Origin of the sequence: Curtobacterium sp. MCSS17_007 (genome assembly GCF_003234175.2) — a bacterium.
Classification (GTDB): domain Bacteria; phylum Actinomycetota; class Actinomycetes; order Actinomycetales; family Microbacteriaceae; genus Curtobacterium.
This window is the reverse complement of sequence record NZ_CP126257.1, coordinates 453,948-467,399: the sequence shown is the minus strand read 5'-3', so window position 1 is coordinate 467,399 and position 13,452 is coordinate 453,948. Positions and strand designations below refer to the sequence as shown.

Sequence of the window (13,452 nt, the reverse complement as noted above, 5' to 3'; positions counted from 1 at the left end):
TGTACCATTGACGCATGCGCCTGCCCTCCCTGTCCGTGATGGCCCGGAGTGGACACTGCACTACGGCGGTGCTGTGATGCGCCTGCCCTCCCTGTCCGTGATGGCAGAGGACTACGTGAAGCTCGTGTGGAAGTCGACCGAGCGCGGCGGCGAGGGGCTCGCGACGCGGGACATCGCATCGGCCCTCGGGGTCTCGGCGTCGACGGTGTCGGGCAACCTCCGGAAGCTCGACCGCGACGGTCTCATCGAGCACACCCCGTACTACGGCGTCGTGCTCACCCCGCTCGGGCAGCAGGTGGCGGTGGCGATGGTCCGGCGACACCGGCTCATCGAGACGTTCCTGGTGCAGCGCCTCGGGTACTCGTGGGACGAGGTCCACACCGAGGCCGAGGCGCTCGAGCACGCGGTGTCAGAGACGTTCCTCGACCGGGTCGACGCCGACCTGGGCCACCCGACGCACGATCCCCACGGCGACCCGATCCCGGCGGCCGACGGCACGGTGCCCGCGTCCCCGGGGACCCTGCTCGGGACGATCGAGCCCGGCGCGTGCGGCGTCGTCGACCGCGTGTCCGACGACGACCCGGCACTGCTGCGCTACTTCGACGAGCTCGGTGTCGGGCTCGGCACGCACCTCCGTGTGGAACGGGTCCGCGACTACGCCGGGGTGATCGCCGTGGCCCGCCGCTCCGCCGACGGCGAGGAGTCCCTCGTCGACCTCCCGGCCGCCGCGGCCTCGTCGATCTGGCTCGCCCCCGACGCCGACTGACCCCGAGCCCAGCCCCGGTACCGCCCCCGCCGTCCCCCGCGCTCGTCCGGTCGGGGTCGCACGACTTGCCGCTCACCTCCGACGCCGACGGCACGTCCTGCGACCAGAACGACCGCCGACGGCACGTCCTGCGACCGGAACCCCCAGCGCCGCCCGCGCATCCACCGGACGGGAGGCCCGGTGCCGACCCGCCCCGTGCCTCCAGACCCGGGTCCTCGTCGCACGACATGCCGCTCACTTCCGCCACCGGCGGCATGTCCTGCGATCAGAACCGACCGCCGGCGGCAGGTCGCGCGATCAGAACCGGCCGCCGCGGCAGCCGCGGCAGCCGCGGCAGCCGCAGCTAGCCGCGCTGGGCGGGCGGAGTGCCAGCCCCGCCGCCCCGCCGGAACGGTGCCCGCAGGGTCGGCACGATGTCCTTCCGGTTGATCCACAGCACCACGAGCGCCGCGGCCACGTGCGCCCCGCTCAGCACCCACCGTCCGCTCGTGTCCGTCACGACGAACTGCACCGCGAACAGCGCGACGAGCGCGATCGCCGACCACCGGTGGAAGCGCAGCGCGATGATGATCGCCACGCCCAGCACGGTCTGCGACGCCGTGAGCACGAACTCCTCGACCTGCCGACCGTCGAGCGGCAGCCCGCCCGAGGTCCCGCCGCCGAGCACGTGTGCGATCGGCAGCGACCCGACGAGCAGCGACCACTGGTTGACCTTCGAGGCGATGAGCGTGCCGATCGCCGCACCGCCCATGCCCCGCAGTGCGAAGAGCGCGGCGACGATGAACTCGGGCGCCTCGGTGGCGAGCGGCGCGAGCCACTGCACGAGGAAGTAGCTGTCGATGCCGAGCGCGCTGCCGGAGGCGACGAGCGCCTCGGCGAACGACTCCGCCGACGACAGGATGACCGCGGCGGCCACGACGAACAGCGCGAGGATCGTCCACCGACGCGCCCGCTGCGGCATCGAGGCGATGTTCCCCGCCATGCCGACCATCTCCTCGTCGTCGCCGTCGTCCGGCACCTGCGACGCACGCCACAGGTACGCCACGAAGGCGGCGAGCAGCACGAACCCGAACCACAGCGGGATCGACCCCATCAGCGGGATGAGGAAGGCGACGACCGCCAGGAGCGCCAGGAACCCGATGTCGAGCCGCGAGGACTGCTCGAGCCGCAGCACCTTCGTCGCCGATGCCGGCAGGACCCCGACCCGGGCGTACCGGCGGGCGACGAGCAGTGAGACGATCACGACGAGCGGCCAACCGAAGCCGAGGAGCAGCCGGTTCGAGCCGGTCATGTTCGCGGCGGCGAACTGCTCGTACGAGGGGTCGTACCCGGACCGGAACGCGTAGTACAGGTCGACGGCGTACTCGGGCAGGACGGCGATGAGCGCCAGGATCGCGATCGCGAGGGCGCCGGAGATGTCCTTCTGCGCGGCCTCGGCGGCCCATGCGAGCAGGAACGAGGCGGCGACGACCGCACCGCCGAAGACGAGCAGGTCGACGACGGGGTTCGGCGCGAACCCGCCGATCCGGAAGACGACGGCGGGCAGGGCGATCACGATGCAGATCGCGATGCGCCCCCAGGCGCTGCGGCCCATCGTCGAGGTGTGCGCGTCGCCGGCGAGGACGCGCGTGGGCGCGGTGTCGATCACGGGGTGGTCCCTTGGTCGGGGCCGCGCCGATCGCGCAGGGGGGAGCGCTTCGGCACGGCAGAACGGCCGAAGGTCTCGCTCGCCCGCCGGGTGGGGCCGGCAGGTGGTGCACCGGGCCGATCGTCGTGATGGCCAGTGTGTCGATGCACGCGCTGGGAGCTACTCCCCTTCGTCGACCATGCTGCCGTGCTCCGATCCGCACGTGCAAGCCGATCGCGCCTGTTCGTCGGCCCGAATCCCGGTCTTCCGCAGCCCGCCCCGGAACCCCGGGGACCGCGGACGAGCGTCCCTCGTTCGTCGGTGGAGCAGACGACGTCGGGTCACGTGCCCGCACCCGACGGTTCCTGCTCCACCGATCGTCGGACGAGGACGAGCGGAGGCGATCGCGAGCCGGACGGGAGGCCCGTGGCGGCGCCGCCACGGGCCTCCCGACCGTCAGGTGGTCAGCCGGAGGCGCGCTTGCCGCGGCCCAGCGCCATCTCGCGTCGGGCGCGTTCGAGCGCGAGCGCGGACCCGGCGTCCGGGTCGCGCAGGATCCGCTCGGTCTCGGCGACGTGCTCGCGGACCGCCTCGCCACGTCGCTCGGCGGCGTCCTCGAGCACGGGGACGACGACCTCCTCGCCGAGTGTCGCGAGCGCGCGGCTCAGTGCGAGCCGGGTCTCCCGGTCCCCCTGCCCGAGCTCGCGGGCGAGCCGCCGTGCGAGGGCCGGTGTCTCGTCCGCCGGAGCGAGCAGGACGGCCGCACGCCAGGCCGTCCGACGCACGCCGGGGTCGTCGTCGCCGAGCCGCTCGGCGACCTCGGGGTACACGGACCCGTCACGGATCTTCGACAGGGTGTGGAGCGCCTGCGAGCGTGCCTGGGCCTCCGGTCGGTGCAGCTCCTCGACCAGGCGCGGGACGACGGTCTCCGCCGGCAGTCGGACGAGCGACCAGGTCAGCGCCTCGCGCACCTGCAGGTCCGGCTCGACGGCGCAGCGTTCGACGAGGACCTCGAGGTCCTCGACCCGCGCCTCGGTGCCGGCGGCCATGACCGCTCGGAGTCGGACGGACGAGCGGGGGTCGGTGACGTCATCGGCGAGCGTGGTCATCCCCTCATGCAACACCGGGTACCCGCTGGTCACGTGCACGAAACCGAGGCATAGCGTGGACGAGATCCGTACCGCACCGAAAGGAATCGCCATGCCCCGCATCGGAACCAGTGACCTGCACGTGTTCCCCCTCGCCCTCGGCGGCAACGTCTTCGGCTGGACCGCCGACGAGCAGACCTCGCACCGGGTGCTCGACGCCTACACGGCGGCCGGCGGCGACTTCGTCGACACCGCGGACGTGTACTCGGCATGGGCGCCGGGCAACGAGGGCGGCGAGTCCGAGCAGGTCATCGGATCGTGGCTCCGCGCGTCGGGGAAGCGCGACGACGTCGTGATCGCGACGAAGGTCTCGCAGCACCCGCGGTACAGCGGCCTGTCGGCGTCCACCGTCGCCGCGGCCGCGCGCGCCAGCCTCGAGCGCCTCGGCACCGACCGGATCGACCTGTACTACGCGCACTTCGACGACCAGGACACACCGCTCGAGGAGACCGTCCGCGCGTTCGACCAGCTCGTGCAGGAGGGGCTCGTCCGGTACACCGCGATCTCGAACTACTCCCGCTCGCGCGCCGAGGAATGGATCCGCATCGCGAAGGAGAACGGCCTGGCGCTGCCGGTCGCGATCCAGCCGCACTACAACCTGGTGACCCGCGAGCCGTACGAGTCGGACATCGCCCCGCTCGCGGCAGCCGAGGGGCTCGGCGTGGTGCCGTACTTCGCGCTGGCCGCCGGGTTCCTGACCGGCAAGTACCGGACGAAGGACGACTTCGCCGGCAAGGACCGCGAGGGACAGGTGTCCGGGTACTTCTCGGACGAGGGGCTGGCGGTCGTCGGTGCCCTCGACGAGATCGCGCAGGGGCACGGGGTCGACATCGCCTCGGTCGCCCTGGCCTGGCTGCAGGCGCAGCCCGACGTGGTCGCACCGATCGCGAGCGCGCGGAACACCGAGCAGCTGCCGGCGCTCCTGGCGTCCGCGGACCTCGAGCTCAGCGCCGAGGAGCTCCGCACCCTGGACGAGGCGTCCGCGAAGGTCCCCGCCGCGTCCTGACCCGCCTCACCCCGCCCCTTCCGCGGACCGCGGTGGGGGCGGGTGTCAGGCGCCGTCCGGGGCGAGCGAGCCGGTCAGGGGCTGACCCGAGGATCGTGTGGCGAAGCACGAGATGAAGGTGTTGCCGCGGTCCCAGGTCTCCTGGTCGGGTGCGTACGACCCCTGCACCTGCACGTCGCCGTAGGACGCGGCAGCTGCGGTGTCGATCGCTTGCGAGGTCTGGCACACCTCGGCGGCCTGCGCCCGGAGGTCGTCCGGCCCGGGCCACGCCCCCGCCTCGACCTGCACGCGAGCCGTGAGCTGCGCGGCGTGCGGTGCGGAGCAGGCGACGACCGTGAAGGTCTGGGCCCACGCGTCGTCGAACGGCGAGAGGCACTCTCCGCCGGCCAGGTCCGTCCACGCGTGCTGCCCGGGAGCCGCCGGGGTCGTGGCGAACTGCAGCGGCTGCGCCGGCGCCGCCGGGGCGGCCGCCTCGGTCGACGGTGCCGTGGAGGGCGACGCGTCGCCGGACGCTGCCGAGGTCGCGCTCGCACTCGAGGCCGGTGCGGTCTCCTCGCTGATGGAGCCGCCGAGGATCCAGCGGGTCAGGCCGAAGACCGCCAGGAGCAGCACGACGATGAGCACGACGGCGCCGACGACGAGCAGCTGCTTCCCCCGCTTGCCCTCGCCTGCGAGCCGTCCGAAGCCCTCGTTGATGAAGTTGTCGCGTTCGGAGTCCTTGCCCGCGACGTCGCCGGCGACGCCCCGGGCGCCGTCCGGACCGGGTGCGGCGGCAGCACGTGCCGGTGCGCCGGCCGAGTCCGTCGGGGCGGTCGAGCCAGGTGCGCCGGTTGCGCCGACCGCGGGCATCATCCGGGTACCGGAGTCGTCCGGGTCGTACCCGCTGTCGCCGAGCTGCCCCACGGCTGCCGTGCCGAACAGGTCCTTGATGACACCGGTGTCGCTCGTCTCGCGGCCGTCCCACTCGGACTGGTCGAGGTCCTCCGGCGCGGCGGCGGGCAGGCGCTCGGCGGGGCGGGCGTCGTCCGCGTCCTGCGCCCCGGGTCCGCCGGGCTGCTCGCGCTCGTCGTGTCCGCGGCGTGCTGCGGCGAGACCGCCGAGGTCCTGCCCGACCGACGGCGGCAGGTGTGCCGGGTAGGCGGTGGTGTCGGTCTGCGGGTCCGGCTCGACCAGCGGCGGGGCCGCCGTCGGGGGTACGGTCGCGACGGGCTCGGCCCACCAGGGCGTGGCTGCGGCGGCGCCGGGCGCGGAGGTCTCCGTGCCCGGCGCGTCCTCGTCGTCGTGGCCGGCGGTCGGGTCCTCGACCCCCGAGCCGTCGTGCGCCACCGCGGGCAGGGCCGTCGTCGGGGCGTCCTGCGCCGTCGGCGCGTCCTGCTCCCTCGGGGCGTCCTGCGCCGTCGGCGCGTCCTGCTCCGTCGCGGCGGGCGGGGCCGTCGTCGGGGCGTCCTGCGCGGTCCCGGGAGCAGCGGCGGGTGCCGGAACCGGTGCGGGCGCAGCGAGCAGCCCTGCCGGCAGGCCGCCGGCAGGGGTGTCGACCTCGCCCGTCACGACGTCGTCGTCGGCCTCGTCGGCGAGGGACCACGACCCCGCGCCGAGCGCGGTGGTGTCGAACCGGTCGGTGGTCAGGGTCGTGGGGACCTCGCCGGTCTCGTCGTCGCGGATCGCCCAGTCGAACGGCCGCTCCGTCGCGCCCGTCCTCGTGGCGTCCTCGGCGCCCTGCAAGCGCAGCAGCTCGGTGAAGCTCGGCGGCTCGTCGGTCGACACCGCGGGCGTCGGCGGCAGGACGTTCCCCACCCCGATCGGCTGCGCGACCGGCCCCGTGGGCGTCGGCTCCGGCGCCGGGGTGCCCGTCGCGCGGCCGAGCCAGTCGACGTCGCTGCGCCCCTGTCCGAACGGGTCGAGCCGACGGCGCTCGTCGTCGACCGCACGGTTCTCGGCGGCACGCTGCTCGCGGTGCTGCATCGCGGTGGGCAGCGAGATCGAGGACGGGTGCGAGACCGTGCTCGTCGGCGGCACCGGCGCGGCCGGCGGGATCCGCTCCCCCAGCGTCTCGCGCTCGTGCTCGACCACGGCCCGCGGGTTCTCCGACGGCTCGCGGAGCTCGTCGTCCATCCGGATGGCCTGCGTGGCCCCGGCGTCGTCGGGGTCCGGAGCGGTCGGCGCCGGGAACGCGGGCGACGAGCCGGCCGCTGGCGCGTCCGTAGGACCCGCACCGGCGCTGTCCGGCTCGAACGGCTCGGGCAGGGGCGCACCCGTCTCACGGGCCGCCCGCTCCGCTTCGCGCCGCTCACGGCGCGAAGGCCACTCGTCGGCCGCACGCGGGGCACCGAAGATGTCGGCGGCGCTCCGGAGTCCCCGGAACGGAGCGTCCGGGGCGGACGCGCGCTGGGCCTCCGGTCCGTCCGTCCCGTCTGCCGGGCCGGCCGTCCCCTCGGGCTCGCGCGCGTCGTCCGGACGCTCCCCGGTCACGCGCTCAGCCCCAGGTCGGCCAGTCCGATCGCGGCGAAGTAGGGGTAGCCGGCCGCCTCGATGCGCTCCTTGGCGCCGGTGTCGCGGTCCACGACGACGGCGACGGCCGCGATGATCGCACCCTCGCGCTCGAGCGCCTCGGCGGCCTGCAGCGGCGAGCCGCCCGTGGTCGAGGTGTCCTCGAGCACGACGACGCGCTTGCCGCGGACGTCCGGACCCTCGACCTGACGGCCGCGGCCGTGGTCCTTCGGCTCCTTGCGGACGACGAACGCGTCGTACGCCAGCCCACGCGCGGCCGCCTGGTGCAGCACCGCGCTCGCGATCGGGTCGGCACCCATCGTCAGGCCGCCCACCGCGTCGACGTCCGGCACCTGCTGCAGCAGGTCGGTCATGACCTGTCCGATCAGCGGTGCGACGCGGTGGTCGAGGCTCACCTTGCGCAGGTCGATGTAGTACGACGCCTGCTTGCCGCTGGTCAGCGTGAAGTCGCCGTGGAACACCGCATCGTCGGAGATGTGCTTGATCAGCTGGTCGCGCGTGTCGGTCACAGCCCACAAGGGTAGTCGTTCGCCCCCGGAACGCGCCCGTCGGCCGCCGCCCGCCGCCCGCAGGCGACGTCACGGCCCCCTCGGTACGCTCCGGTCATGCCCCCTGTCGCGCCCGGCCCGGGCGACCGCTCCGCGGTCGTCCTCGCGGGGACGGGTCGTCCCGTCCGCCGCCGGTGGGGCGCGGTCGGCCGGGAGGCACTGGGTGCCGCCGTCGCGCTCGCCCTGTCCGTCATCGCCCTCGGTCACGTCATGGCGACCGAGCGGGTCGCCCTGCTCTGGTACGACGGCGACTCGGTGCTGCTGCCGCTCGTCGAGCGGTCGATCCGGCTCGGGCAGCCGTTCGAGTGGGCGATGTCGCCGGCGCTGTTCTTCTTCCCCGAGCTCCCCGTCTACCTGCTCTGCTCGCTCGTCACGGCGACACCGCAGCAGGCCCTCGCGCTGAACGGCGTGCTCGTCCTGCTCGCCGTCTACGCGCTGGTGCGGGCAGCGGCGAACGAGCTGATGCCGGCCGCACGCCGGTCGGCCAGGATCACGGTGTCCGCCACCGCGCTCGGCTTCGTGACCGCGATCGTGCTGACGGAGTACACCGCGACCGCGACCTCGCTCGAGCTCGGCTCACTGCTGCTGACGACGACCTACTACTACGGCGCGCTGCTCGCGATGCTCGGGACAGCGGTGCTGGTGCTCCGGGCGGTCCGGACCGGTCGCGCCTCGGCCACCGTCCTCGTCGTGACCGGTCTCGTCGCTGCGTGCACCACGGCGTCGAACCCGTTGTACGTGCCCTGGTCGGCCGCGCCGGTCGTCGTGACCCTCGTGCTGCTCACCCTCGCCCGTCGGGTCCCGTGGCGCCCGACGGCGTGGATGTCGGGCGCCCTCGTCGCGGGCTCCGTTGCCGGCTACCTGCTCCGGATCCCGCTCGCCCCGTTCGTGTCGCTCGACCCGTCGACGTACGTCCACCCCGAGCAGGCGGGTCGGACGCTCGCCTTCTTCGCCGCCCTGACCGACGACCGTGCCGGGTCGGCCCGGGGTGACGCCGAGCTGTTGCTGCTCTTCGCCGGCGTGGCGCTCGCGGTCGGCGGCACCGTCTGGGCGTGGCGGGTCCGGACGGCGCGGACCGTGCTCGTCGCGACCGTGCTGCCGCTCGTGACGGTCGTGGCCGTGTCCGTCGGGGTGGTCGTCGCCGGGTCGCAGACGCCGCGGTACCTCGAGCCGATCGTGACCGCGCCGCTCCTGGCGCTGGTCGCCGTCGCCGAACTCGTGCGCTCCGCCGTCCGCCGGACCCGGGTGCACCGTCCGCGGCGCGGGGTGCGGCTCGCCGTGGCCGTCGCGACCGCGGTGGTCCTGGTCGCCGGTGTCGTCACGGCACCGGGGACGGTCGGTGCCGTCGCCACGGCCCGGTACGCGCCGGCCGCGTGCCTGGACCGCTGGGCGGACGGACGACGGGTCACGGGCGTCGGGCAGTTCTGGACCGTCCGCCCCCTGGCGGCGTACGCGTCCGACGACGTCGAGCTCCTGCAGGTCCGGGACACCTTCGAGACCTACCCGTGGCTCGTCGACCTCGGCGCCTACCGCGACGCCGAGCCGACCTTCGTGGTGATCGGCGCGAACGACCTCTGGACCACCGCGGTCGAGGACTCGCTCGGGGCCCCCGCGACGATCACGCACTGCACGGGCTTCGACGTCTACGACTACGCGGGCACGGCAGGCGCGGCGATCCTGCAGCGCGACGTCGTGGACAGCGCGGACCGGATCCGCCGCGACCGCGGCTTCTGACCGGAGCGGGAGTTGTCCACAGTCGGCGCGGCGGCGTGCCGTACCGCCTGAACGGATGTATAGGCTCATCCCCGTGACTCGTCCCACAAGCCACCGCGTCCCGCGTCCCACCGTCCGACTGCGCCTCCTCGCCACCGGTCTGGCCCTCGCGGGTCTGCTCGCGACGGTGCTCGTCGACGCGCCGAGCGCGAGCGCCGCGAAGTACCCCTCGTGGGACGAGGTCCTGGCGGCCCGGGGCCAGGAGTCCGCCAAGCAGGAGCAGATCACGCAGATCCGCGGCATCATCTCCGGGCTGTCGGACCAGGTGCAGGCGGCCGAGGCCGAGGCGAAGCGCCTCGGTGACGAGTTCTTCGCAGCGCAGGGCAAGGCGCAGGACGCAGCGGAGACCGAGCAGAAGCTCCGCGCCGAGGCCGACGAGCACGCCGAGATCGCCGAGCGCAGCGCGTCGCAGGCGGGGCAGTTCGCTGCACAGATGGCGCGTCACGGCGGCGCCGACGTCACGGCGTCGGTCCTGTCCGAGGGCGAGGACGCCCGCGACCTGCTGTACGACCTCGGGGCCCTGAGCAAGCTGTCGGAGCAGGCCGAGCGGGTCGAGGCTGCCGCGAGCACCGACGCGGCGGTCGCCCGCTCGCTCACGGCGCAGGCCGACCGGGCCTCGAAGGCACTCGACGAGCTCGCCGCCGCGGCAGAGCAGAAGATGCAGGCGGCCCAGACCGCCGCCGACAAGGTCCAGGCGGCGTACGACGAGCAGCAGGAGAACAAGGCCCGGCTCGACGCCCAGCTCGCGACGCTGACCTCCGGTCGTGTCCGGACCGAGGCGGAGTTCGCCGAGGGCGAGAAGGTGCGCAAGGCAGCGGAGGAGAAGGCTCGGCAGGAGGCCGAGGCTGCACGGCAGCGCGAGATCCAGCGCCAGGCTGCGGCCGCAGCTGCCAACAGCGGCGGCGGGGGCGGTGCGCCCGCTCCGGCTGCCGGTGGCGGTGGCGGTGGCGGCGGGGTCGGTTCCGGCTCCGGCACCGGTTGGGTCCGCCCGGGTGGCGGTTACGTGATCAGCCCGTACGGCTACCGCGTCCACCCGATCACCGGTCGCGTCACGAAGCACGACGGACTCGACCTGACGAGCGGCTGCTCGACGGCGATCGTCGCAGCGTCGGCGGGCACGGTCGAGTACGTCGGCTGGTACGGCGGGTACGGCAACTACGTCCGGATCAACCACGGTGGCGGCGTCGCGACCGCGTACGGCCACATCGTGAACGGCGGCTTCCGGGTCTCCCCGGGCCAGCGGGTCTCCGCCGGGCAGCTCATCGCCCTGGTCGGCTCGACGGGCAACTCGACCGGGTGCCACCTGCACTACGAGGTGCACATCAACGGCGCCACGACCGATCCGGCGCCGTTCATGGCGGCGCGGGGCGTCCGCTTCTAGTCCGGGCGGCTCCGAGCGGCCGCTCGCCGGACCCGCGCGACGCCTGGTGTCGTCCGGACGAGCGAGCGGCATGCCAGCGGTCACCGGTAGGTTCGATCCCATGCGCGTGGCGACCTGGAACGTGAACTCCGTCCGCACCCGAGTGGGTCGGATCGTCGACTGGCTGGTGCGCGAGGACGTCGACGTCCTCGGCATGCAGGAGATCAAGTGCAAGCCCGAGCAGTTCCCGGTCGAGGCGTTCGAGGCCGCCGGGTACCAGGTCGAAGCGCACGGCCTGAACCAGTGGAACGGCGTCGCCTTCGCAAGCCGGCTGCCGATGGAGGACGTCACCCGTGACTTCCCCGGGCAGCCCGGGTTCCTCAAGGGCCAGGAGGGCCCGGACCTGCCGGTCGAGGCCCGCGCGATCGGCGTCACCGTCGACGGCGTCCGGCTCTGGAGCCTCTACGTGCCGAACGGCCGCGAGCTCGGCGACCCGCACTACACGTACAAGCTCGACTGGCTCGCCCAGCTGGCCGACCGCACCAGCGAGTGGCTCGACGCGGAGCCGGACACACCGCTGGCGCTCATGGGCGACTGGAACGTCGCGCCGCTCGACCAGGACGTCTGGGACGTCCGGGTGTTCGAGGGTTCCACGCACGTCAGCGAGCCGGAGCGCGCCGCCTTCCGTGAGTTCGAGGAGCGCGGGCTGCAGGACGTCGTCCGGCCGCTCGTGCCCGAGGGCTACACGTACTGGGACTACAAGCAGCTGCGGTTCCCCCGCAACGAGGGCATGCGGATCGACTTCGTGCTCGGCTCGCAGGCCTTCGCGGACGTCACGGTCGGCGCGACCATCCACCGCGACGAGCGGAAGGGCGACGCCCCGAGCGACCACGTCCCCGTGTCGGTCGACCTCGACCTCGAGACCTCGCTCGACGACGACCGCCCGATGATCTTCTAGGGCCCCGACCGCGCGGCCCCGCTACGGGTGCAGGAGCGCGGCGACCACGACCAGGACCGGCACGGAGCCGATGGTCGAGAGGAGCACCACGTCCCGCGCCACCGGGACGGCTGCCCGGTACCGCTGCGCGTAGTTGAAGACGTTCTGCGCGGCCGGCAGGGCGCCGAGGGTGGTCAGCACGAACACGTCCTGGTCGCCGAGCCCGAACACGAACCGGGCGACGACGAACGCGACCACGGGCATGAGGAAGAGCTTGAGCGCGGTCGCGACGAGCACGTCCGGTCGGGTCGCGCGATCACGCAGCGGCGTCGCGCCGTGCAGGCTCATCCCGAAGGACAGCAGCACGACGGGCACCGCCGCTGCTCCGACCAGCGAGAACGGTTCGAGCACCGGCGCGGGCAGTTCGATGCGGAGCGCGGAGCAGACGAGTCCGGCGAGCGAGGCGATGATGATCGGGTTCCGGAACGGTCCGGCAGCCCGCGAGCGCCAGCTCCCCCCGCCCGCCGTCGCCGCGTCGAGCACGGTCAGGGCGAGCGGTGCCAGCACGACGAGCTGCAGCAGGATCACCGGGACCACCGCGGTGGCCTGCCCGAGGACGTAGACCGCGACCGGCAGGCCGATGTTGTTGGCGTTGACGTAGCCGGAGGCCAGCGCTCCGACCGTGGTCGTCGCCACCGATCGCCGGAGCACCAGGCGGAACAGCACGACGGCGACGAGTGCGACCGTGACGGCACTCACGAGCGACACCCACAGCATCGGGGACAGCAGCGACTCGATGTGCGCCGTGGCGATGGTGTGGAAGAGCAGGCAGGGCATGAGCACGAAGAACGCGAGGCGGCTCATCACGAACTGCGCGTGCGGGCCGAGCAGGCGGACGCGACCGACCACGTACCCGGCGGCGATGATCGCGCCGATGATCGCGAACCCCGTCAACACGCCACCCATCGGGACCATCCTCGCAGCCCGACGGGGCCGACGGCGACCCGGACGGCGACACATGCAGCCGAGCACCGACAGCCGTGCGCACATGTGACGTCACTCAGCCGGGAAATGCGTACGCATCGACTACCGTTGCAGCCACCATGACCTCGACGCCCGCCACGCTCTCCCGTTCGACCGACTCCAGCCAGCCGCTCGTGCCGCTGCTCGAGGAGCGATGGAGCCCTCGCTCCTACGACGACACCGCGACCATGACCGACGCACAGCTCGACGCCGTGCTCGAGGCCGCCCGCTGGGCCGCGTCCGCGATGAACCACCAGCCGCGCCGCTTCATCGCCGGCCGCCGTGGCACCGACACCTTCGCGAAGATCAACGACAACCTGCTCGGGTTCAACGCGGCCTGGGCGTTCCGCGCCAGCGCCCTGGTCGTCGGCATCCTCGAGACCACCACCGAGGACGGCGAGGAGCGCCCGTTCGCCCAGTACGACCTCGGCCAGTCCCTCACCGCGCTGACGGTGCAGGCGCACGCCGAGGGCCTCCACGTGCACCAGATGGCCGGCATCGACGCCGCGGGCCTGCGCGCCGCGTTCGACCTGCCCGAGCGGTTCCTCCCCTACACGGTGACGGCGATCGGCACCGTGGCGGACCCGTCGCAGCTCGACGAGAAGGCCGCCGAGCGCGAGGTCGCCCCGCGCACCCGTCTGCCCCTCGACGAGGTCGTCCTCGTCAAGGAGTAGCGACGACGTGCAGCAGGGCCGACGGCCGGATCCCCGACGGGACCCGGCCGTCGTACCATGTAGTGACATGGACCAGCAGCAG

11 protein-coding genes are annotated in these 13,452 nt (G+C 73.6%); 6 read left to right on the top strand and 5 right to left on the bottom strand.

All coding sequences use genetic code 11. The features are described from left to right. Nucleotides 1–76: 76 nt before the first annotated feature. Nucleotides 77–766, top strand: coding sequence for a metal-dependent transcriptional regulator (locus DEJ22_RS02295; protein ID WP_284174820.1), 690 nt, complete (start codon nt 77–79; stop codon nt 764–766). 343 nt (nt 767–1,109) lie between these two features. On the opposite strand, the gene DEJ22_RS02290 is transcribed toward DEJ22_RS02295, so the two are convergent. After that, nucleotides 1,110–2,414, bottom strand: coding sequence for a calcium:cation antiporter family protein (locus tag DEJ22_RS02290; RefSeq protein WP_258379592.1), 1,305 nt, complete (start codon nt 2,412–2,414; stop codon nt 1,110–1,112). A gap of 443 nt (nt 2,415–2,857) precedes the next feature. Then, a complete protein-coding gene (locus tag DEJ22_RS02285; RefSeq protein WP_111226762.1) occupies nt 2,858–3,502 on the bottom strand; it encodes a HEAT repeat domain-containing protein in 645 nt (214 codons plus the stop codon). A gap of 91 nt (nt 3,503–3,593) precedes the next feature. Here DEJ22_RS02285 and DEJ22_RS02280 point away from each other — a divergent pair, with 91 nt between their 5' ends. Continuing rightward, nucleotides 3,594–4,547 (top strand): aldo/keto reductase, encoded by a 954-nt coding sequence (locus DEJ22_RS02280; protein ID WP_111226763.1) that lies wholly within the window; start codon nt 3,594–3,596, stop codon nt 4,545–4,547. A 45-nt stretch (nt 4,548–4,592) separates the two neighbouring features. Here the strand turns inward: DEJ22_RS02280 and DEJ22_RS02275 are convergent, their stop codons facing one another. Beyond that, nucleotides 4,593–7,016, bottom strand: coding sequence for a septum formation family protein (locus DEJ22_RS02275; protein ID WP_111226764.1), 2,424 nt, complete (start codon nt 7,014–7,016; stop codon nt 4,593–4,595). After that, on the bottom strand, nt 7,013–7,564 hold the full coding sequence (pyrE, locus tag DEJ22_RS02270) for an orotate phosphoribosyltransferase (RefSeq protein ID WP_111226765.1): 552 nt from the start codon (nt 7,562–7,564) through the stop codon (nt 7,013–7,015). The genes DEJ22_RS02275 and pyrE overlap by 4 nt, the downstream gene beginning before the upstream one ends. A gap of 96 nt (nt 7,565–7,660) precedes the next feature. Here pyrE and DEJ22_RS02265 point away from each other — a divergent pair, with 96 nt between their 5' ends. The 3 genes from DEJ22_RS02265 to DEJ22_RS02255 all read left to right on the top strand — a co-directional run bounded on the left by DEJ22_RS02265 (nt 7,661) and on the right by DEJ22_RS02255 (nt 11,694). Then, on the top strand, nt 7,661–9,337 hold the full coding sequence (locus DEJ22_RS02265) for a hypothetical protein (RefSeq protein WP_111226766.1): 1,677 nt from the start codon (nt 7,661–7,663) through the stop codon (nt 9,335–9,337). 73 nt (nt 9,338–9,410) lie between these two features. Next, nucleotides 9,411–10,757 (top strand): M23 family metallopeptidase, encoded by a 1,347-nt coding sequence (locus tag DEJ22_RS02260; protein ID WP_111226767.1) that lies wholly within the window; start codon nt 9,411–9,413, stop codon nt 10,755–10,757. 100 nt (nt 10,758–10,857) lie between these two features. Beyond that, the gene (locus DEJ22_RS02255; RefSeq protein ID WP_111226768.1) at nt 10,858–11,694 is read left to right on the top strand and encodes an exodeoxyribonuclease III; all 837 of its coding nucleotides are present in this window, start codon (nt 10,858–10,860) and stop codon (nt 11,692–11,694) included. A 21-nt stretch (nt 11,695–11,715) separates the two neighbouring features. On the opposite strand, the gene DEJ22_RS02250 is transcribed toward DEJ22_RS02255, so the two are convergent. Continuing rightward, complete coding sequence (locus DEJ22_RS02250; RefSeq protein ID WP_111226769.1) at nt 11,716–12,639, bottom strand: AEC family transporter; 924 nt, start codon at nt 12,637–12,639, stop codon at nt 11,716–11,718. A 137-nt stretch (nt 12,640–12,776) separates the two neighbouring features. Here DEJ22_RS02250 and DEJ22_RS02245 point away from each other — a divergent pair, with 137 nt between their 5' ends. Then, nucleotides 12,777–13,370 carry a nitroreductase family protein gene (locus DEJ22_RS02245; RefSeq protein ID WP_111226770.1) on the top strand — a complete coding sequence of 198 codons (594 nt, stop codon included), beginning with the start codon at nt 12,777–12,779 and terminating at the stop codon, nt 13,368–13,370. The last annotated feature ends 82 nt before the right edge of the window (nt 13,371–13,452 follow it).